Here is a 19,052-nt window from a genome sequence, read left to right as displayed (position 1 = left end):
CCGTCCTTCTCAATACTGCCGTCGCGGAACACTCGGTAATTCTGGCCGCGCCACTCGACCGCTGCACCGAAAAAGCTGCACACGAAAACTGCAAATGAAATCATGTCGTGGAGTGCCAGAAGCCAAAGAGCGTGAGACTGTAACTTGAAGGTGCGCTCGACGCTGAAATTCAAGATGACGCGGCTGGCGAATGCGATGCCGGGCAAAGCTATCGGATGCGATGCACCCATCAATGCCGCTATCAAAGCGAGCATTGTGGGATGCATGAATATCATCCCGGCATACCCGACCGGGTCGATCGACCGGATCGTCCGGGAAGAGCGCATATGGTGCTCCCAGAACGATCGAAAGCTCCGCTCAAAGCAGGCATGGCCGACCGCCCAACAAGGGACAACGACGTCCAATCCGGTGGCGCGAACGGCCTTGCCGATCGCGTAGTCGTCGGCAAGCTCGTTCAGAAACGATGTAAGGCCGCCAATACGTTTCAATACATCTGCTCGGATCGCGATCGCCGAACCGAAGCAAGGCGTGGCTGCGCCGAAGGTCAAGGCGACCATGACGTTTGGAAGAAACTGGGCGTTGATGTTGAGTGCGGAAACCCGAGCCCAGACGCCGCCGGCTGCTATTCCGTGATAGAGGCACGTGACCGCTCCGACCTGACTGTTATCGAGCTCGGCAACAAGACGCTCGACGAACTGATCCTCCACAACGATATCGCTGTCGGATATGACGATGATCTCGTGGCGGGCTTTCATCTCCAAATTGACGAGATTGGCAACTTTCGGATTTTCGCCGCGCGAACGTTCGTCAACTACCAGATCTATGTCGATGGCCGGGTGCAATCTCTGGATCAGCCGCACCACCTGGTTTGCTGGATCGGAAGGTTGCTGCGTCCCGCAGACGAGCTGTATTTCTCCTTCGTGCCGCTGCTTGCAAAGCGAAATGAGCCTTGGAAACAGGCCAGGCTCGCTTCCGTGCAGCGGCTTCAATATCGTCACCGGCCGGGATGAATATCCGTCGAGCTTCGATGGTCGATTGAACCGCGGAGCCAGGATGGCGGCGAGAATATTGTAGACGATGCCGAGGATGACTCCAGCTATGCAGGTCTCTCTCAGGAAATGGATGGTCTCGCTCAAGGCTGGCATGATCGAAATGACGGCTTTCAAACGGACTTTGTCTCATCTGGCAGATTGCGGTTCAAAGCGCGACTGAGCAAGGTGACAGCTGTTTCCGGCCACTCGCGGCAGGAGATCGAATTCGCGGCTGCCGCGCGCGCTTCAGTGAACCGAACGTAAGCGGCTTCCGACCGTTCCAAAAACACGCCTTTCCGAACGACTGAGATGTTGGATTAACGCATGTTAAAGGCCGAAGAAGGGATTGGTCGTGAAATCAGCTACTTTTGTCGGCCACGCCAAATAGAAACGAAGCATTGCCCGTGACGTTAATGAAACAGTCGCGATCAGCAGTGATTTAGAGCAACCCTCGCAAGCGACTTGGAGAATTGATCGCGCATCGCTCCATTCGCACTTGGCCAGGCATGCCGATAACAAGGCTTCATCGGGGTCCGAGAACGGCCGCTCAGGCCGGACGGGCAATGGTCTGCGCCGCTTTGGCAGTCGAGGCCGCAACGGTCACACGGCATTTCGAACGGGAAGCGTGGGGGCCCGGCTTTGCTGATCTTTCAGAGTTCATTGGGCAGGCGGCCGCAGACGGCTGTCGAGGTATCGTCAGCTACGGGGTCTCCGGTGGGCTGGTCCCGGCACTGCGATCCGGCGACATCGTGGTCGGGTCGGAAATCATCGGACCGAGCGGCAGCATTCCGACAGATGATCTGTGGTCGGCATGGCTTCTCTCCGCGCTTCCGACCGCCGTGTTCGGGCCGGTCGCCGGAGTGGAGTTGCCGATAGCGGCCCTCGCAAGGCGAAGCGAACTGCACTTGCGATCCGGCGCATTGGCGGCGGACATGGAATCCCACCTGATCGCTCGCCTGGCTGCGGCCAATTCGATGCGTTTCGTAGCGCTCCGTGTCATCATCGATGCGGCAGGGCGCAATATCCCGCCGACAGCTCTTGCCTGCATCTCGCCTGACGGCGCAACCAGCCGCTGGAGAGTTAGTCGCCTGTTGCTTGGGCGTCCGTGGGACGCGCTCGACATGATCAGGCTCTCGGCGGACTGGTGGCTGGCGCGCAGGGCCCTTCTGCACTGTTCCGAAGTCCTCGGCGCGAGTGTTCACGCAATCGAACTGTAGCGCAAATGCCGCGCACCTCCGCGAGCCAGGAGAAACTGCCATGAACCCATCTGTCGACGTGTTACTCACCGGCGCCAGCGGCTTCGTTGGATCTGCCGTACTGCGCGCATTGCTGCGCGAGGGCCTGCAGGTGAGGGCCCTCGTCCGGCCGAAAAGCAGGTACCAGGATTTGGCTTCGCGCGGTGCACAGTTCGTCGAAGGCGATTTGAGAGAGAAGTCCTCACTCCGGTCGGCCTGCGTCGGCTGTCGAAATCTGATTCACGTGGCGGCCGACTACAGGCTGGCGCTCAGGGACGGCGCCGGAGTCCACGAAACCAATATCGGCGGGACGCGCAACCTCATGGAGGCGGCAACGCGTGCCGGCATCGAGCGGATCGTCTATACGAGCAGCGTGGCAACGCTGGAGCCGAGACATGACGGCGCGCCCGCCGACGAGGCGGATAGACTGCCGCTTCAACGCGCGATCGGAGCCTACAAGCAAAGCAAGGTGGTCGCTGAACAACTGGTTCTCGATATGATCCGGCAAGAGGGCTTGCCGGCCGTTATCGTCAATCCGTCCACGCCGGTCGGCCCGCGCGATATCAGACCAACGCCGACGGGAAAGATCATTGTCGCAGCAGCGGCGGGGAAAATACCCGCCTATGTCGATACCGGGCTGAATGTCGTGCACGTCGATGATGTCGCGAGCGGGCACCTGTCAGCGCTCAGGCGGGGCAGGGTTGGCGAGCGCTACATTCTCGGCGGCGACAATATCGCATTCTCGCAATTGCTGGCTGAAATCGCCGGATCTGTTGGCCGGAAATGCCCAAAATTTCGCATTCCCTGGTACGCCGCCGTGCCCGCCGCAATAGCCGGCGAGGCGCGGTCGTATCTGACCGGCGACGAGCCGCTCGCGACCTGGGCTGGCGTTCGTCTCGCCCGACACAGGATGTTCTTTACGTCCGCAAAGGCAGAGCAGGAACTCGGATATCGCGCACGGCCGCATAGGGAGGCTTTGATCGACGCGGTCGCCTGGTTCAGCGACCACGGTTATTTAGGGGCACCCGCGGCGGAGCCGAAGCTTGGCATGTTTCGCTTGCCATTTAGTTGAAAGGCAAGCGCGGTTTTCCGAGGCGCCCCGAAGCGCCTGACAAGCTCAGCCCGGTGAAGGTAGACCTGTACGCGATCACGATGAAACAGATCGGTTCTGAACGCCGCGGGATTCTGGGCGATCACGATCATCGAGACCAGGATGTTTTCGCCCACGAGATGCAACCATTCAGCGATTGAGTGATCAGCCGCACGGTCGAAGGCGCGGACGAATCCATATCTTTCCGCAAAGTGCGCCACGAGCCGGGTTTGCTCGGTCGAACCGAACATCATCTTTCCCCCGACGGCTGCAATGTCGTCGAAAGCGGAATTGCTCGCAAGGAATCCGGCAAGCTCTTCAAGGGAAGTTTCGAGATCGCGGCACATTCCGCGTGCCCAACCGAGCGTCGGACCTCGGGCAGGGAACGGCGGGATGTGCTCGTTCCAAAGATGAAGGTTGATGAGGCGGCTACCGACGGGGACGAGGGTTCCATCGGACAGGGCAATGTCGTTGGTTGCCGCACCAAGCTGCAGTCGGAAGACGCAATGCGGGTTATTGCTGTACTCAAATATCTCCTGCCTGGCGCGAAGCGCTCCATCGATCATCGAAACCAGTGAGTTCAACATCATCGTTCCACTGTCGTTGTGCGGGCGTCACCCGCGTGATCGGAAATCGATCGGGCGATCGTGATCAGGTCCACTCGAGTTTCCCGGCAATCGGCGTCGTCGATGAATCGGTGTCGCTCCGGTATTGATAGTCGCGGGTCCACGGACGCCTGACCTCTCCGCTCACAAGGGGCTTGTAGGAGAGTACCTGGGCGACGGAGAGCCAACGATGATCGAAGGCGTAGGCCATGCCGGCAAGGAAAACCCGCCATATACGAAGCGCTTCCGGGCCGGCTGCTTCGATGGCCTGGTCGCGGCATTGCTCTAGACGCCTGCTCCAGTGTTGCAGCGTGAGCGCATAGTGAGGACGGAGATCTTCAGCGTCCGCGAACTCGAGACCGGCCTTGGACAGCTCGATCAGCACGCGCGAAACATGCGGCACGGCGCCGCCGGGAAACACGTGGCGATCGATGAAGCGTCCGCCCGGCGGGCCGCGGGGACGGCCGGCCGCATCAGTCGACACGATGCCATGATTGAGAAATGCACCGCCCGGCCGGAGCAACCTGGCGACGGCCTGGAAGTATGCAGGCAGGTTGCGCAAACCGACATGTTCATACATGCCGACGGAGACGATCTTGTCGAAACCGTCCCTGTCCTCGAGGTCCAAATAGTGCCCTCGGCGAATTTCGAGCCGGTCGTCCAGCCCCGACGAAGCGACAGCTTCGCGCGCGCTCGAATATTGTCGTTCGCTCAAGGTGACGCCGATGCCCTTGATGCCGTACCGTTCGGCTGCCCACCGCAACAGGCCGCCCCATCCACAGCCGATGTCAAGCAATCGCTCGCCGGGCTGCAGGAGCAGCTTGCGGCAGATGTGGTCCAGCTTCTGGCGCTGGGCCGTGTGGATGTCCTCGTCGCCTGCACGGAAATAGGCGCAGGAGTAGACCATAAGCTCGTCGAGCCAGAGCCGATAGAACTCATTGCCGACGTCATAATGATGACTGATATTGGCGGCGTCACGATTTTTGGAGTTCACCGCCGGCAGCAAGGTAGCGATGCGCGCCATGCCGCGCAGCGGAGGAAATCGTCCAAGCTTCTCCGCGAGCGCAACTCCCGTGGTCAGGACTAGCTCAATCGGTCCTTCGACTGAGATGTCGCCGGCCACGTAGGTGTCGGCCGCGCGGGCAAAGTCACCCTTGATCATCGCCTTGAGAGGGGCAGCCGAATGAAAAGTGATGGTCACGGCCGGGTCGGGCGCGAATTCATAGCTTTCATGGTCGGGAAATACCAGCCGCAAGCGAGGCGGTTCACTGCCGAAGCCGGCGCGCATCGAGTCAAGAAGACGATTTCGCAGCATCAGTTGTCTCCTTACGTTCGCTCCTATGCCGGTGATTTGAGCTCACCGGATCGTCATAAAGGACGGACAGTGTTGTCTTGATGATGAGCGCGATAGGGACGGCAGTGATCACCCCGACGACGCCGAACAGGGTGCCACCGGCAAGAAAGCAGAAGATCACGAGCGCGGGATGCACCCGGCCGGCTGCGCCCAACACAAGCGGCCCGAACAGCTGATCGATCGATAGCCGAAGCGCCGTGAGATATGCGGCGTACCCGATGATCGCGCCAAGCCCGGAATTGTGCTGAAGAGCGACGAGGCCTGCGATCGCCGCCGCGATCGCCGGGCCGACGATCGGAATTGCCTCCAGCAGTCCTGTCACCAGCGCGAGGAACACGGCATGGGGGATGCCAAGCACCAGTCCCAGTCCGGCATAGGCGAACGCGGCTGCGAAGCACACGACGGCGACGACGCCGATGAAATAACGCCGCAGCACCGGATCGAGCTGCAGGAGAATATGGTCTTCGATCAGCGGCCGTTCGCCTGGCGGGACGAGCCACATCAGCCCGCGAACGATTGAGGGACCGCTAATCATGAAGAAGAACAGCAGAACGAGCATAAGCACGAAACCGAAACCGCTCACGAATACGCCCCCTGCCAACAGGGAAAGCACCCGCGCATTACCGATCCAGCTGCGAACAGCCCCTCCGATTTCTTTGGCCAACTGCTCGGTATTCAGATGCTGGCCGAGCATGCTGCTGGCGCCGCCGGAGATCGCTTCGGCGAGTCGGTCCAGTGTTTCCTGGAGATGCGTTGCCACGCGTGCGATCTCGCGGGCCAGGGGCGGAATTCCGAGCAAGCCGATAGCGGCGCCGAGTGCGACCAGGATCAGGAAGGCGAAGATCGCTACAGCCAGGCGGGGCGCATGACTCCGGGTGCTGACGAAGGCGATCGCCGGCGCGCAGATGTAGCTGATCACCCCCGCGATGACGAACGGTATCAAGACAAGCTGGAGCTCATAGAGCGTCACCGCAGCGGCGGTGATCAGGAATAGAATGGTGCCGGTCGAAATCCGGCTGACATGTTCGTGGTCGGCTTGCGGCCGTGCGCTGAGCGCTCGCTGGTTCACGGGTAGCTCCGGTCCTTCCAGACGATCTTGCCGCGCCAGTGACGTCGGAGGCTGTCCAGAGCAAGGCATGCCCCGACGGTATATCCGACCGGGAACATCAGGCCGTACCAGAGCGGGGTGCGGAAATACAACGCGCCGGCAATATGCAGGCCTGCGGCGGCGGCCGTTCCGGCGAGAGCGGGCACCAATGCGACGCAATCCGGCGCGCGACCGCTCGCGCAACGGAGTCCGTCGACCGCGGGGAGCATGATGCTGGCCAGCGATAGCAGCAGCACAAGTGATGCGGTGATAACCGTTGCGGCATGGCCACCCAGCATTTCAACGAGGTTTTTGGAAAGGCCCGTCCACAGGCTCTTCCATCCCGTGTACATCCGGGCGCTCAGCAGAAACTTGCCGTCCTGCAACATGACTTTGCCGCAGGCTTTCTTGATCCGCCGCGCCAGTTCGAGATCCTCGCAGATCGCGCCGTGGACCGCGGCGTGACCGCCGGCCAGTTCGTAGGCCTGTCTGTGCACAAGCATGAATTGTCCGCAGGCCGTTACGTCGCTGCTGTGCGGAGACTGAACGGTTTCGAGGTCTTGCGAGAATGCCATGAGGAATAAGCCGCATGGTATGATGAGACGCTCGGCGAAACTGCCGAGCCGCTGCCTGGGCGCGAGCGACAGCAGGGCGAGATCTTGCGATCTAGCGGCAGCGACCGCGCTTCTCATCAATTTGGCGCAGCCCTCAACGTCCGCGTCAATGAAGCAAAGCCATTCGTCGTCGGGGCGCGACATCCGTGCGCCGGTCCAGCAGGCGTGCGGTTTTCCGCACCATTGCGGCGGCAAGGGCGGACACCGGATGACCTTGAGGCTGCGGGATTTGCCGACGAAAGAGCTGCCGATAGCGAACGTGTTATCGGTGGAATCGTCATCGACGACGATGATGTTGAGCCGCTCTTGGGGATAGTCCTGACGCAACAGGCTGTCGAGACAACGCGCAAGGTTGCCGGCCTCGTTCCGGGCCGGAACGATCACCGAGATGTTCGGGGGATCGCGAATGACCGTTGCTGCTGGATGCAGCGCGGGCAGCAGATTGCGTTGGCCATGGGCGCGGAGGATCAACCAGAACACAAGCGCCATCCAGCCAAAGGATAGGACGACTTCCATTGCTCACCGGCGGCTATATTCCGCGTCAATGGTGGGCAGACGAATAGGTTCCTTTTGGCCCCGTGCGCTCGCCGGGGAGCTCCGTGGGCACGCCAAGGCCGTCGCGGACGTAAAGCTTCTTGACTGCGACGAAGGCGATTACGGCAATCGGTGCAGCGAAGATGATGCCGACCATTCCGAATAGCTCCGTGACCGCTACGATGCTCAGGAGCAATACGGCCGGCGGGATGAAGACCATCCGCCGCTGGACCAGCGGCACGATCAGATTGCCTTCGAGCTGGTGAATGATGATGTAGGCGACGATGGTCCAGAGCGCAGGATAGAACCCGCTGGTGAAGGCAACCAGGACGGCAGGTACGGCCGACAGAATCGGCCCGAGATACGGAATGAATTCGGCCAGACCGGCTATGGCGCCCAGCGCAAGCGGCGAGGGCAGGCCGATCAGCCAGACCGCGGCTGTCGTGATCGCGCCGATCACGCACATCTGAATGATCTGTCCGAGCAACCACAAACGGACAGCGCGTCCGATATCTTCAATCGTTTGTTCGACGGCCGGCCGTCGACCAGGAGGGAACAGCTGGGAGGCGCCCCGGCGATACATCGCTGGCTGGACTGCCAGATAGACGCCGGCGGCGATCGTAAAGATGGTCGCCTCGATCAGATGCGCGCTCAGCCTGACAAAGCTTCCAACGAAATCGGCAAGCGAGAAACTGCCGCCCTCGAGGTGAGAAAGCGCAGTGCGGCCGATTTGCGAGTGCTGCAGTTCTTGGGAAATCGTCTTTGTCGCGGCATCGGCGCGACTGAAGACATCCTGCAACTCGGCGGTGAGCTGGGTACCGAACAGATAGCCGCACCCGGCAACGATGAGAAGGATAATCAGCCCTGCAATTGCCAAGGCCATTCCGTCCGAGAGCCTGCACCATCGCACCAGCGGCTCACTCACGAGCTGCAACAGCATCGCCACGAGGAGCGAGCCGACCAGCACAAGAAAGAAGTCCCGAAGATACCAGGCGAGGAACGGGAGCGGAGCAAGCGCAACCGCGATTGCCGTCCGCTTCACAAACTCGGCTGTCGCTGCTCTCATTGCGGCGTGGGATAGCTCTTTCGCCCTCGTTTCAACCGTCGAGGAAGAACGGACGTTCCTATTGCGGCACGCGTCTCACCTTGGGGCAGCGTCCAGCGCCCAAAAGGTGAACGCAAACGCACCCGGCCATCGGCTGCCTACGTTGTTGCTTGGCTCGTCACGACGCTGAGCACGGCCGCATACTGGCAGGCGATTGCGAGAAGTACGACAAGGTGCCAGATCGCATTCTGAAACCTCAGCCCGTGCCAGACATGAAATATCAAGCCTGCCGTGACGAGCGCGCCTCCGGCCACCAAGAGCAGAAAGGCCCCGAACGGTAGGGGTACCTCCTTGACGCTCCATAGAACGCCAACGCTCCACCCCATGCCGACGTAAACACCGATTGCAATGCGGTCGAAGCGTCCGGGCAAGGCTAAGGCGGCCGAAATTCCCAATGCTGCGATAAACCATATCCCGATCAGGACGCAGACTGCCGTCGTGCCTGCCTTCGTATCCACGACAAACGCGGTGTAGGTCGCCGCGATCAGGAGGTAGATTGCCGACTGATCAAACCGTCGCAGCCACCATTTCACGGGACAAACCGGCCACAGATTATAAGCGGCGGAGAATGTCAGAACCGAAAGCAGGCCCAGCGAATAGATCGAAGCCGCGACGATGTTCATAGTTGGCGCGTGCAGCGCAGCGTGCACAAGAAGCGAGCCGGCGGCGATCAATCCGAAGCAGAGGCCAACGACATGGATTGCGAGGTCCGCGATCGTCTCGGCCCGGGTGTAGTTCCAGTCAATTGCGCCCGGGTCGCGGCAACTCGGGCCCTGCAGCGCCATTTCGCGAATTTCGTTTGTAGATGCTCGCATGACATTCGGTATCCGATCCCACCGAACCAATCTTCGCAGCAATCGAACGTTCCTGTGCTCGTGAAGACGTGCGGGAGTGCGGCTGCTTGTGATCCCGCCCACGATCGCGATGGCCTGCACCGTCGGTTGTCGGGGACTCGAGCAAAGGGCGAACGGCCGCTCTGGAAGGACCGTACCAAAGGAAATATGCTCTTCCAGATCGGGGGACATCGGTCGTCGCTGGATGGCCTGTTGCCCGTCGAGACGGAACGGGGGAACGGCACATGACGCGCCAGATGAAATTGATCGGCTTCTTGCAGGCCCAGAATTGTTCGAATTATCCGGCGTCCTGGCGGCATGCCTCTTCGAAAGCGAACTGGTACTCGCGCGAGTACTACGAGGATATCGGCCGCACACTGGAGCGCGGCAAGTTCCATCTGGCTTTCTTTGACGACCGCCTTGCGATACCGGATCGCTACGGGGACGATTTCAGGGAAACGATCCGCCACGGAATTCGCGCCGCCAAGCTTGATCCGATTGCAGTCGCGCTGACCATGGGTCTTGCGACCACCCGGCTCGGCATTGGTGTTACGTATTCGACGACCTACTATGAGCCGTTCCATGTCGCGCGGGTGTTCGCGACGATGGATCTTCTGCTGAATGGTCGCGCGGCCTGGAACGTCGTCACCTCGCTGAATGATTCCGAGGCTGCAAATTTTGGTGCATCGAAACATCTCGGCCACGATCTGAGATATGACCGCGCCGATGAATTCATGGAAGTGGTGCTCGGGCACTGGAATAGCTGGGAAGAAGATGCCCTATGCTTCGACCGCGAAGCCGGACTATTTGCAGATCCTTCGAAAGTGCACCGCCTCGATCATCAAGGGAGCTTCTTCAAATCCCGCGGGCCATTTACAGTGCCGCGCTCGGTGCAAGGGCATCCGGTGATCATCCAGGCCGGACAAAGCGGCCGTGGCCGGCAGTTTGCCGCGCAATGGGGCGAACTGATCTTCGTGGTTTACCCAAATCTCGACGTCGCCAGGAAGCAGTATCCGGATTTCAAGCGTGCATTTGCCGAGAAGGGGCGCGATGCATGCATCGCCCCCGCTGTCTATCCCGTCGTGGCGGAGACGCAAGGAGAGGCCGAGGATAAATTCGCTGCCGTCGATGCACTGGCCAAACCGATCGATACACTCGTGCTGCTATCGGAGGTGCTCAATTTCGACTTCGCGACAAAGCCGATAGACGAGCCATTTACATCAGATGAGTTGCAGTCGATCAGCGGCCTGCAAGCCGTTCGCGACCGCGTCATCCAATCCAGCGGCAAGCCCAATCCGACGGTGCGGGACTTCGTCCAGTTCAGCGGCAGGGGAACGTTGCGCGAGATGCCGACCTTCGTCGGCTCGCCCAAGATGGTTGCGGACCGGTTCGAGGAGTGGTTCACGGGTGGCGGCTGCGATGGCTTCGTGATCGCGGCGACCCATGTGCCTGGTACTTACGACGATTTCGTGCGCCTTGTTGTTCCGGAGTTGCAGCGGCGCGGCCTGTTCCACCGCGATTATGAGGGCGAGACCTTGCGGGAGAATCTTGGGCTGCCGAAGCCGCCGGCTCGTGCGAGCCTGCGCTGAAGAATCGCCGAGCAAAATCAATGGCTGCCGATACTGCCGCCGCTCATGCCGGTTGCCGCAGCCAATCGTGAAATTGACGCGGACGCGCTTTGGATCGGTGAATTCTTGATTAGCTCAGAGCGGTTCGTCATCGGCGGTAGACGGCTCCGATTGCAGGGAGACAAAATCTCCGCCACCGTAATCTTCCTCCGGCGGAGGATAGTCGACTTTCAACAGGCGGTTCTCGACCCGTTTGACTCCTCGGATGTTCTCGACGGCTACCACCGTAGCTGTCTGTGCCTTGTCGCTCCGGGCTGTCCCCCTCAACGTGACCACGCCCTCATGGACAGTGACGTTCAAACCGCATGGGCGCCAGGAGGCGTGCGACAGGGCTTCGACCACTGATTCGCGAATTTGATCGTCGTCATCCGAATAACCAACCGAATCGAGAGAACGATTTGCGAGGGCGGTCAGAAAGTCGCCACGTGTCACCATTCCGACGATCTCGTCACCGCGCATCACGGGAAAGCGATGTATGTTGCAGGATTCCATCAGCCGGACGATCTGTTCGAGCTTTGTTTTCTCTTCGATCGTGATCGGCTTTGGTGACATGATCTCGCTCACCTTACGGCCATGCTGGCGGGTAAAATCAACCGCGACCTGATCAGAGCCAAGCAACGCCGAGAGCCAGCGGCTTCGCCGTTTTTCTGTACCAAGCTCCACGCGCCGGATGAAATCACCTTCCGAAAGCATGCCCACGAGTTTTCCGGACGAGTCGATAACGGGTAATCCTCCGATGCGATAAGACAGCATGGTTCTGACCGCGTCGCTCACCGAGGCATCGGCAGCAATGGTAATCACATGTCGCGACATGATCTCGTGGGCGCGCAACGGCAATCCTCCGATTTAGATATATCAAGAATAGAGGAGTTCGGCTGGCTGCTCTTTGATCCGGGTCAACCGGCTCAGGTCAAGGCCGGCTCGAGGCTTGCAGCGCTTACGCTTCTTGAGCCCCGGGCTTGCAGGCCGGCGCAAGCGACCAAAAGGTGCCCTCTTGATCTGCATCAATGAAGTTGAGAGGCTAGCTCCGCGATGTTGAATTTTGTAGCTGTTCTGCCATGGCTGCCTTCGGAAATTGACACTTAACCAAGACTCCCGCGATCAGCCCAGGAATACACTATGATCCGTTCATGCTATCAGTTGCAGCGGGTGGCTTCACAGTCCCCATTGCTGTCGTCGGGGACGAGAATCAGATGAACCATAGAAGAATTGCTTTTCGATTTCGGAAGGATCGGCTCTGTCGATGATCAGACAGCGCCGGTTCTGGCTTCGTTACGGGCTGGCGGCCTTGGGCGCGCTGGCCGCGTTTCTCGCTCTGCGGCTGCTTCATGTTTACTTTGAAGACCGTTCTTTTCCGGTGATTTACCTTCCGGTCATTGTTTATGCGGCCTTTGCCGGGGGGGCGGGTCCGGCTCTTTTTGCCACCGTCCTTTGTCTGGGAATCAGCGCCTACTTTCTCGGAAACAGCCTCTATACAAATCCGGAAAACCTGGTCGATCTGGCGGTCTTTGCCGTCCTCGGGCCCATTCTCGGCTATATTGGAAACCGGCTGCTGCTCGGAACGGAGGACGCCCGTTACCGGCAGGCTCAGCTTCAGTCCATTCTGGACACTGTGCCGGAGGCTATGATCGTCATCGACGAGAAGGGCACGATGCAGTCGTTCAGTTCGACGGCTGAGCGTCTGTTCGGCTGGTCCGGCGCCGAGGTGATTGGGAAAAATGTCTCGATGCTGATGCCGTCGCCTTATCGGCAAGAGCACGACGGTTATCTGAAACGCTATATGGATACTGGCGAGCGTCGGATCATCGGAATTGGAAGAATTGTGGTCGGCGAACGAAAGGACGGCTCGACCTTTCCGATGGAATTGGCCGTGGGCGAGGCCCAGGTCGGTTCTGAAAAACTTTTCACGGGATTCATTCGCGATCTGACGGAACGGCGAAGCCAGGAGCGTCGCATGCAGGAACTCCAGTCGGAGTTGGTTCACGTTTCCCGCCTGACCGCGATGGGAGAAATGGCGTCTTCGCTGGCGCACGAATTGAATCAGCCTTTGTCGGCGATCACCAGCTACCTGCGCGGGGCGGCAACGCTTCTCAAGGGTGAGCCGGTCGACAAGGATCGAATCCGGGATGCACTTGACCGCAGCTCAAATCAGGCGCTTCGTGCCGGCGACATCATCAAGCGCCTCAGGGAGTTCGTCGCAAAGGGCGAAACCCAGCAGACGCTGGAAAACCCGGCGACGCTGATCGAGGAAGCGGCTGCTCTTGCGCTGGTGGGCGCAAGAGAGCAGGGGGTTCGGGTATCGCTTCGCTGTGATCGCGAGCTTCCCGATGTCATCGTCGACAAGATCCAGATCCAACAGGTCGCACTTAATCTGATCCGAAACGGCATTGAAGCGATGGAAACAACAAGCCGGCGCGAACTGGCGATTGATGCCAAGCGCAACGGTGAATTTGCGTTGTTCTCGGTAACGGACACGGGTAGCGGCATCAGTCCGGAAATCGCCGAACACCTGTTTCAGCCGTTCATCACCAGCAAGGCGAACGGCATGGGCGTCGGCCTTTCGATCTGCCGAACCATTATTGAGGCGCATGGCGGGCGCATCTCCGCGCGCCCAAACGAGGGTGGTGGAACCGTTTTCGAGTTCACGCTACCGTTTGCAGAACCGGAGGCGGGATAATGGCCGACAAGACAGTAATCCATGTGATCGACGACGACGCCGCGATGCGCGATTCGTTGGCCTTCTTGCTCGATGTGAACGGCTTTCAGGCCGAGGTTTTCGAGTCGGCGAATACGTTTATCGCCAAAGCCATGAACAACGCTCCGGCGTGTGTCGTCTCTGATATCAGGATGCCGGGGATGAATGGTATCGAGCTTGTCCGCAAGCTGAAAACTGACGGCATTTCATGCCCGGTGATCCTGATCACCGGGCATGGCGACGTGGCGCTGGCGGTTGAGGCGATGAAAGCAGGGGCTGTCGATTTTATCGAGAAGCCGTTCGATGACGGGATCCTTCTTGGCGCTATTCGCTCGGCGTTGGAGTCTCGTCCGGAAAGCCAAGGCGATAGTGCGGCACGAACGGAAGCGCAGGCGCGGCTGGCTGAGCTGTCGCCCCGCGAACGCGACGTCTTGCAGGGGCTTGTGGCCGGAAAGATAAATAAAGTGATCGCTCACGAGCTGAGCATCAGCCCGCGGACGGTCGAGGTATACCGGGCCAATCTCATGGCCAAAACCGGGGCCCGTAGCGTATCCGAATTGATGCGTATCGCCTTGGCCGCGGGACTCTGAGCGGAAAGTTGCGGACTATGCGATCGCGTACCCTGCGGGCCGGAGATCCAGCGGCAATGACGTGCGCCAGGTGCAGCGCGCTAAGGCACGAACCACGTCATCCCGAGCGATAATGCCCTTCACGCGATTTTCGCGATCGACGACGGGGAAGCTTTCAAAATCATGGACGCTCATGGCATCAATTGCCTGCCCGAGGGTTGCGTCCAATTCGACCGTTGCGATTTGCGATGACATGATCTGTTCGACGGTCGTTCCCATGATCGCATCGGCTTCGAGTGCCCGGCTCACGGCCTTCGTGACAAAGGGCTTGATGGAATCTGCCCTCGAAACGATCCCGACGAGGGTCTCACCACGCACGACCGGATAGGCGTCGAAGTCGTTCGAACTGAACAAGCGCAAGAGATCGCCAAGCGTCATTTCGGGAGCAACAGTCCGGGCGGGGCGGGACATGACTTCCCGAACCATTTGCTGAAGGTGTTCCATCGTCGCCTCATGTGAAGAAATGGAGTGACATTACTATCCGGCTAGTTGCGTCCAGCAATTTTGATTGAGATCAAACAGGTGTGGCTTTCGGCGCGACAGCCGGTATTTGACGAATATCAAGGCGAACGGGAGCCCGGCCGTTCAGGTTTTGCGATCACTCGGGAGATTTGAACATGAAACACAACGTCGGAATCATCGATATGGTTATCCGTTCTGTGCTTGGAATTGGCATCCTTGCATACCTTGCGAAGGATGGTGTTTTTCATCCCGGTTCTATTCCCGGCATCGTGATCGCTGTTGTCCTGATCGCGACCGCCGTCCTCAGATATTGCCCGCTCTATCAGCTTCTTGGCTTTACGACCTCGAAACCGCTGGATCGGTCAGCCTGAGAAAAAGTGGAGGCGGCAGTGCAGGCTTCGTTGCGTGGCGTGCGCCGCCGACTGTACGTCATACTTGACCAAAGCGCGGACGTCGGCGGCATTAGCGCCTCCGCTAACTGGATCTTGATCGGCGCGATCGTCGTGACGTTGACGGCGACCGTGATGCAATCCGTTCCGGCTATCGAAGCCGCCCATGGCCGGGCTTTCGCAGCGGTCGAGTACGTGGCGATGACGATCTTCTCCATTGAATACGGCCTGCGACTCTGGGGGGCGGTAGAGCATCCGCCGTGGCAGCGATTAGGTGCATTACGCGCGGCGCTCCGCTGGTCAATAAGCCCGTCCGGGTTGATCGACCTGGCGGCGATTCTTCCGTTCTGGTTCTCGTTCCTGCTATCGACCGATTTCAGGATCATACTCGTTCTTCGACTCATCCGCTTCTTCAAGCTGGGCCGCTATTCGCCGGCGATGCGCTCGCTGCTGGAGGCTCTCTATTCGGAACGCCGCGCGCTCTTTGGCTGTTTTGTGATCCTGTGCGGCGCGACGCTGATGGCGGCCGCCCTGATGCATCTCGCGGAAGGCTCGGTCCAGCCGGCGAAATTTGGCACTATTCCGGACGCGATGTGGTGGGCCATCGTAACGCTCGGCACGGTCGGCTATGGCGATGCCGTTCCCATAACCGCCATAGGCCGGCTGATCGGGGGATTGACCATCTTCGCAGGCCTTTTGATGGTCGCGCTGCCGGTTGGTATCGTCGCAACCGCCTTCGCCAACGAAGTACACCGGCGAGATTTCGTCGTGACATGGGGATTGGTCGCCCGGATTCCCTTATTCACCGAACTCACCGCGGTTCAGGTCGCCGATGTGATGAAGCTGTTGCGCGCACAGAAAATCGAGAAGGGGACGATCATTGCAAGGCGTGGCGAGCCTGCACATTCAATGTATCTGATTGTGGACGGAGAAGTGGAAATCAAGCTGCGCCACCAGCACATTCGTCTTGGAGCGGGTGATTTCTTTGGTGAGATTGCCGCCTTGCGTCAGTCGCGTCGCTCGGCGACCGTTGTTGCGCTACGGCCTACGCGATTGCTGGCCCTGGATTCGTCCGATCTGCACAGCTTGATGGATCGGGAGCCTCAAATCGCCTCGCGCATTTGGCAGGCTGCTCGCGAGAGGTTGGGGCACGAGTTAGAGGGAACGGACGATCTGGTCGAGAGCGAACTTCCGGCCTAGAGCTTCGATGCCGAAGTTCGCATGATATCGCGGCATTCTCTGATGCGACTTTCGGAAGCAAAGGAGCGCTAGCAAGTGTTGATCTGGCGCGGCTTTGAATTTGAAGTTCCTGCGAATATTCGCGCCGAAGGCTGCCGATCCGAAGGTCGGCATTGGGGAGCCCGTCTGTCGCTCAATCAAGCGCTAGGTCGTCGGGCACGTTACCAAAAGTCCGAAGCACGGTTGTGTTGATTGCGGGATAACCGGACCGGACGATGGCGGCTGCCCCAGCGTGACCGAACGTTTTCCAATACCCTCTCGCTTGCTCGATTGCCGCACTGGGGCTGGCGCATTTGAAGGGCTCGCCTGCCACCAACCCCCTGTCGGTCAGATCGAACGGAACCGCGACGAATTGAACGATGTCGCCCATGAATTCGCCTTTTCATATCCCTAACACGAGGCGGGACCTTCTGAAGGACCTCGATCGAGTGAAACACCTGACGTCGAGTGGCAATCCGAATGCGCCCTTCCAGGTCGAACGCAGGCGCCCTGCCAGACCCACCAAACACCGCGTGCTTCGATGCCCTCTTGAGCTGGATCAAGGCTGGGCTCCGGAAGGTCTGTAACTGTGACAGGTGAGGTGAGCCATGTTTCAGCCGGCTAGTATTCTGCTCAGTGTTCCGATGGCGGTGGTCGGGTTACTGTCCGCCAGCTCTTGGGGACAACTGAGCGTTGCCGTAGCGCTGTTCGGCATTTTGGCGATTGTCGGCTTTGCGATCATTGCCACCCGAGCGACCGAGGATCATGACGTCCGTGATTGATCCTCGTCAATGTGGCTTTCGCAAACTTGCGGAAGGATATCAAAGAAGCAGGAGAGTGCGAGATGCTGTCGTTTGACGTGCGTTTCATTAAAACGGTTTGTGACGACACCGGACATGAGCATCGGGCGTGTCAAGCGGCGTTTTCGGTGCAGGCGCCGTCGCTCACCGAAGCGGTCAGGCAGGCGGAGGCAGACTTTTGCCGGCAAAAGCATGTCCAGGACTGGACGATTTTTGCCGATGCGGTGGAGCTGGTTTCGCCAACCCTGCGGGCGGGGGCACAGACGCCGTAAGCGTCTTATCAACTTACCAATCAGCAACGACCTGCTCGGCGAATTTGAAGTGCCCCTATCAATATCGTCTGGTTTCGGAGTCCGGATCATAGGATCCCGCAACATCAGTCGAATGTCGGAATCGGAGCTCCAGTGAACCACGTTGCACGCCGCTACGCGCAGAGGAATGTTCCGCGATATACGTCGTATCCGACAGCGGCGGATTTTACGCCGGCTGTCGGCGCGGCCGACCATAGGGCCTGGCTTGCCAATCTGGACGAGCGGGAGAGCGTCTCCGTCTATCTGCACGTGCCTTACTGCCGCGAGATCTGCCTCTATTGCGGTTGCAATACCAAGATGGCGGTGCGCGAGGAGGTGGTTTCCCGCTATCGCCGGGCGCTCGAATCCGAGATCGAGCTCGTAGCGGGCTTGATCAAGGAAGTGCCGCCCATCGGGCGGCTGCATTGGGGCGGTGGCACGCCGAGCATCCTGGGGCTGGAGGGGCTGAAATCCGTTTTGGCTGTCCTGAAGCGCCGCTTTGCATTTGAAACGTCGTTCGAGCATGCGATCGAACTTGATCCGCGATATGTAGCCGAGGCGTTCGCCGATGGTCTTGCCGAACTCGGTGTCACGCGTGCCAGTCTGGGCGTGCAGGATGTCAATCCGCAAGTTCAGGCGGCGATCGGCCGGATCCAACCGCTCTCGACGGTCGAAGCTGCCGCCAGACGGCTGCGGTCGGCAGGCATCAGGAATCTCAATTTCGACTTGATCTATGGATTGCCGCGGCAAACGTTGGAATCGGTCCGGCAGACCTGCGGGATGGTGGCCGCGATGGAGCCGGACCGGATCGCCTGTTTCGGTTATGCGCATCTGCCGGCCCTGAAGGCGAACCAGCGGCGTATCGACGAGGCGACCCTGCCGTCGCTCGACCAACGGATCGAGCAAGCGGAGCTGATCGCCGAGGAACTGACGCGCTGCGGCTACGTGCGGATTGGTATCGACCATTTCGCCAAAGCGCACGATTCGCTGGTTTCGGCTGCGGCGTCCGGAAGGTTGCACCGCAATTTTCAGGGCTATACCGACGACGACAAGCGCATCCTGTTGGGCTTGGGAGCTTCCTCGATTTCGACCTTCGCTGATGGTCTGGCACAAAACGTCTCAGACGTTCCAAAATACGTCCAGGCCATGGAAGCGGGAAACCTCGCGTCGGTGCGCGGTTGCCGGATCGGCCCCGACGACCGGCGTCGCGGGCGAATCATCGAGCGATTGATGTGCGATTTTTTTGTCGATCTCGCTGCGACGGCTCCCGGTGCCGATTTCAGCGGCGAATTGGCCCTGTTGGCTCCGATGGTCAGGGATGGGCTTGCGGAGGTCAATGGCACAAAACTGACCGTTACCGAGGCGGGCCGGGCGGTCGTTCGGGTCATTGCCGCCGCCTTTGACAGTTATCGGCGGCCTGCGACCGCACAATTCAGCAAGGCTGTTTGATCCA

Annotated in this window: 20 protein-coding genes; 11 read left to right on the top strand and 9 right to left on the bottom strand. The window is 59.7% G+C overall.

Annotation, left to right across the window (positions count from 1 at the left end; translation table 11 throughout):
- The coding region (hpnI, locus tag NEZ08_RS07830) for a bacteriohopanetetrol glucosamine biosynthesis glycosyltransferase HpnI (RefSeq protein WP_298106001.1) at positions 1 to 1,145 on the bottom strand (1,145 nt) is incomplete at its 3' end.
- A 392-nt stretch (positions 1,146 to 1,537) separates the two neighbouring features.
- Here hpnI and NEZ08_RS07825 point away from each other — a divergent pair.
- The 3 genes from NEZ08_RS07825 (at position 1,538) to NEZ08_RS07815 (ending at position 3,934) form a co-directional block, all read left to right on the top strand.
- The gene (locus NEZ08_RS07825; RefSeq protein WP_298105997.1) at positions 1,538 to 2,248 is read left to right on the top strand and encodes a phosphorylase; all 711 of its coding nucleotides are present in this window, start codon (positions 1,538 to 1,540) and stop codon (positions 2,246 to 2,248) included.
- 40 nt (positions 2,249 to 2,288) lie between these two features.
- Positions 2,289 to 3,338, top strand: coding sequence for a hopanoid-associated sugar epimerase (gene hpnA, locus NEZ08_RS07820; protein WP_298105995.1), 1,050 nt, complete (start codon positions 2,289 to 2,291; stop codon positions 3,336 to 3,338).
- Between the two features lie 179 nt (positions 3,339 to 3,517).
- Positions 3,518 to 3,934 carry a hypothetical protein gene (locus NEZ08_RS07815; RefSeq protein WP_298105994.1) on the top strand — a complete coding sequence of 139 codons (417 nt, stop codon included), beginning with the start codon at positions 3,518 to 3,520 and terminating at the stop codon, positions 3,932 to 3,934.
- Positions 3,935 to 4,007: 73 nt separating this feature from the next.
- Here NEZ08_RS07815 and NEZ08_RS07810 read toward each other — a convergent pair whose 3' ends face one another.
- The 5 genes from NEZ08_RS07810 to NEZ08_RS07790 all read right to left on the bottom strand — a co-directional run bounded on the left by NEZ08_RS07810 (position 4,008) and on the right by NEZ08_RS07790 (position 9,470).
- Positions 4,008 to 5,276 (bottom strand): class I SAM-dependent methyltransferase, encoded by a 1,269-nt coding sequence (locus tag NEZ08_RS07810; RefSeq protein ID WP_298105991.1) that lies wholly within the window; start codon positions 5,274 to 5,276, stop codon positions 4,008 to 4,010.
- Positions 5,254 to 6,384, bottom strand: a complete 1,131-nt coding sequence (locus NEZ08_RS07805; RefSeq protein ID WP_298105988.1) for an AI-2E family transporter — start codon at positions 6,382 to 6,384, stop codon at positions 5,254 to 5,256. Before NEZ08_RS07805 ends, NEZ08_RS07810 begins: the two co-directional genes overlap by 23 nt.
- On the bottom strand, positions 6,381 to 7,532 hold the full coding sequence (locus NEZ08_RS07800; RefSeq protein ID WP_298105986.1) for a glycosyltransferase: 1,152 nt from the start codon (positions 7,530 to 7,532) through the stop codon (positions 6,381 to 6,383). Before NEZ08_RS07800 ends, NEZ08_RS07805 begins: the two co-directional genes overlap by 4 nt.
- Before the next feature lie 25 nt (positions 7,533 to 7,557).
- Positions 7,558 to 8,616 (bottom strand): AI-2E family transporter, encoded by a 1,059-nt coding sequence (locus NEZ08_RS07795; RefSeq protein ID WP_298105984.1) that lies wholly within the window; start codon positions 8,614 to 8,616, stop codon positions 7,558 to 7,560.
- A 137-nt stretch (positions 8,617 to 8,753) separates the two neighbouring features.
- Complete coding sequence (locus NEZ08_RS07790; protein WP_298105982.1) at positions 8,754 to 9,470, bottom strand: hemolysin III family protein; 717 nt, start codon at positions 9,468 to 9,470, stop codon at positions 8,754 to 8,756.
- Positions 9,471 to 9,733: 263 nt separating this feature from the next.
- On the opposite strand from NEZ08_RS07790, the gene NEZ08_RS07785 reads away from it, so the two are divergent.
- Positions 9,734 to 11,077, top strand: coding sequence for an LLM class flavin-dependent oxidoreductase (locus tag NEZ08_RS07785; protein WP_298105980.1), 1,344 nt, complete (start codon positions 9,734 to 9,736; stop codon positions 11,075 to 11,077).
- 114 nt (positions 11,078 to 11,191) lie between these two features.
- Here the strand turns inward: NEZ08_RS07785 and NEZ08_RS07780 are convergent, their stop codons facing one another.
- Positions 11,192 to 11,947, bottom strand: a complete 756-nt coding sequence (locus NEZ08_RS07780) for a CBS domain-containing protein (protein WP_298105978.1) — start codon at positions 11,945 to 11,947, stop codon at positions 11,192 to 11,194.
- A 412-nt stretch (positions 11,948 to 12,359) separates the two neighbouring features.
- Here NEZ08_RS07780 and NEZ08_RS07775 point away from each other — a divergent pair, with 412 nt between their 5' ends.
- On the top strand, positions 12,360 to 13,793 hold the full coding sequence (locus NEZ08_RS07775) for a PAS domain S-box protein (RefSeq protein ID WP_367278385.1): 1,434 nt from the start codon (positions 12,360 to 12,362) through the stop codon (positions 13,791 to 13,793).
- Complete coding sequence (fixJ, locus tag NEZ08_RS07770; protein ID WP_298105974.1) at positions 13,793 to 14,401, top strand: response regulator FixJ; 609 nt, start codon at positions 13,793 to 13,795, stop codon at positions 14,399 to 14,401. The genes NEZ08_RS07775 and fixJ overlap by 1 nt, the downstream gene beginning before the upstream one ends.
- A gap of 15 nt (positions 14,402 to 14,416) precedes the next feature.
- Here fixJ and NEZ08_RS07765 read toward each other — a convergent pair whose 3' ends face one another.
- The gene (locus tag NEZ08_RS07765) at positions 14,417 to 14,851 is read right to left on the bottom strand and encodes an HPP family protein (RefSeq protein WP_298105972.1); all 435 of its coding nucleotides are present in this window, start codon (positions 14,849 to 14,851) and stop codon (positions 14,417 to 14,419) included.
- 206 nt (positions 14,852 to 15,057) lie between these two features.
- Between NEZ08_RS07765 and NEZ08_RS07760 the strand changes: the two genes are divergently transcribed.
- The gene (locus tag NEZ08_RS07760; protein ID WP_298105971.1) at positions 15,058 to 15,273 is read left to right on the top strand and encodes a DUF2892 domain-containing protein; all 216 of its coding nucleotides are present in this window, start codon (positions 15,058 to 15,060) and stop codon (positions 15,271 to 15,273) included.
- An 18-nt stretch (positions 15,274 to 15,291) separates the two neighbouring features.
- Positions 15,292 to 16,491 carry a cyclic nucleotide-gated ion channel gene (locus NEZ08_RS07755; protein WP_298105970.1) on the top strand — a complete coding sequence of 400 codons (1,200 nt, stop codon included), beginning with the start codon at positions 15,292 to 15,294 and terminating at the stop codon, positions 16,489 to 16,491.
- 172 nt (positions 16,492 to 16,663) lie between these two features.
- Here the strand turns inward: NEZ08_RS07755 and NEZ08_RS07750 are convergent, their stop codons facing one another.
- Entirely contained in the window at positions 16,664 to 16,900 is a 237-nt protein-coding gene (locus NEZ08_RS07750; RefSeq protein ID WP_298105968.1) for a hypothetical protein, read from the bottom strand.
- 217 nt (positions 16,901 to 17,117) lie between these two features.
- Between NEZ08_RS07750 and NEZ08_RS07745 the strand changes: the two genes are divergently transcribed.
- The 3 genes from NEZ08_RS07745 to hemN all read left to right on the top strand — a co-directional run bounded on the left by NEZ08_RS07745 (position 17,118) and on the right by hemN (position 19,048).
- Positions 17,118 to 17,291 (top strand): hypothetical protein, encoded by a 174-nt coding sequence (locus tag NEZ08_RS07745; protein ID WP_298105966.1) that lies wholly within the window; start codon positions 17,118 to 17,120, stop codon positions 17,289 to 17,291.
- Between the two features lie 62 nt (positions 17,292 to 17,353).
- A complete protein-coding gene (locus NEZ08_RS07740; protein ID WP_298105964.1) occupies positions 17,354 to 17,581 on the top strand; it encodes a hypothetical protein in 228 nt (75 codons plus the stop codon).
- Between the two features lie 132 nt (positions 17,582 to 17,713).
- Positions 17,714 to 19,048, top strand: a complete 1,335-nt coding sequence (gene hemN / locus NEZ08_RS07735) for an oxygen-independent coproporphyrinogen III oxidase (RefSeq protein ID WP_298105962.1) — start codon at positions 17,714 to 17,716, stop codon at positions 19,046 to 19,048.
- Positions 19,049 to 19,052 lie beyond the last annotated feature (4 nt).

This window comes from Bradyrhizobium sp. (assembly GCF_027451485.1).
In the GTDB taxonomy this organism is placed as follows: domain Bacteria; phylum Pseudomonadota; class Alphaproteobacteria; order Rhizobiales; family Xanthobacteraceae; genus Bradyrhizobium.
Note: the sequence above shows the minus strand (reverse complement) of the source record. Positions and strands in the feature narration are given on the sequence as shown.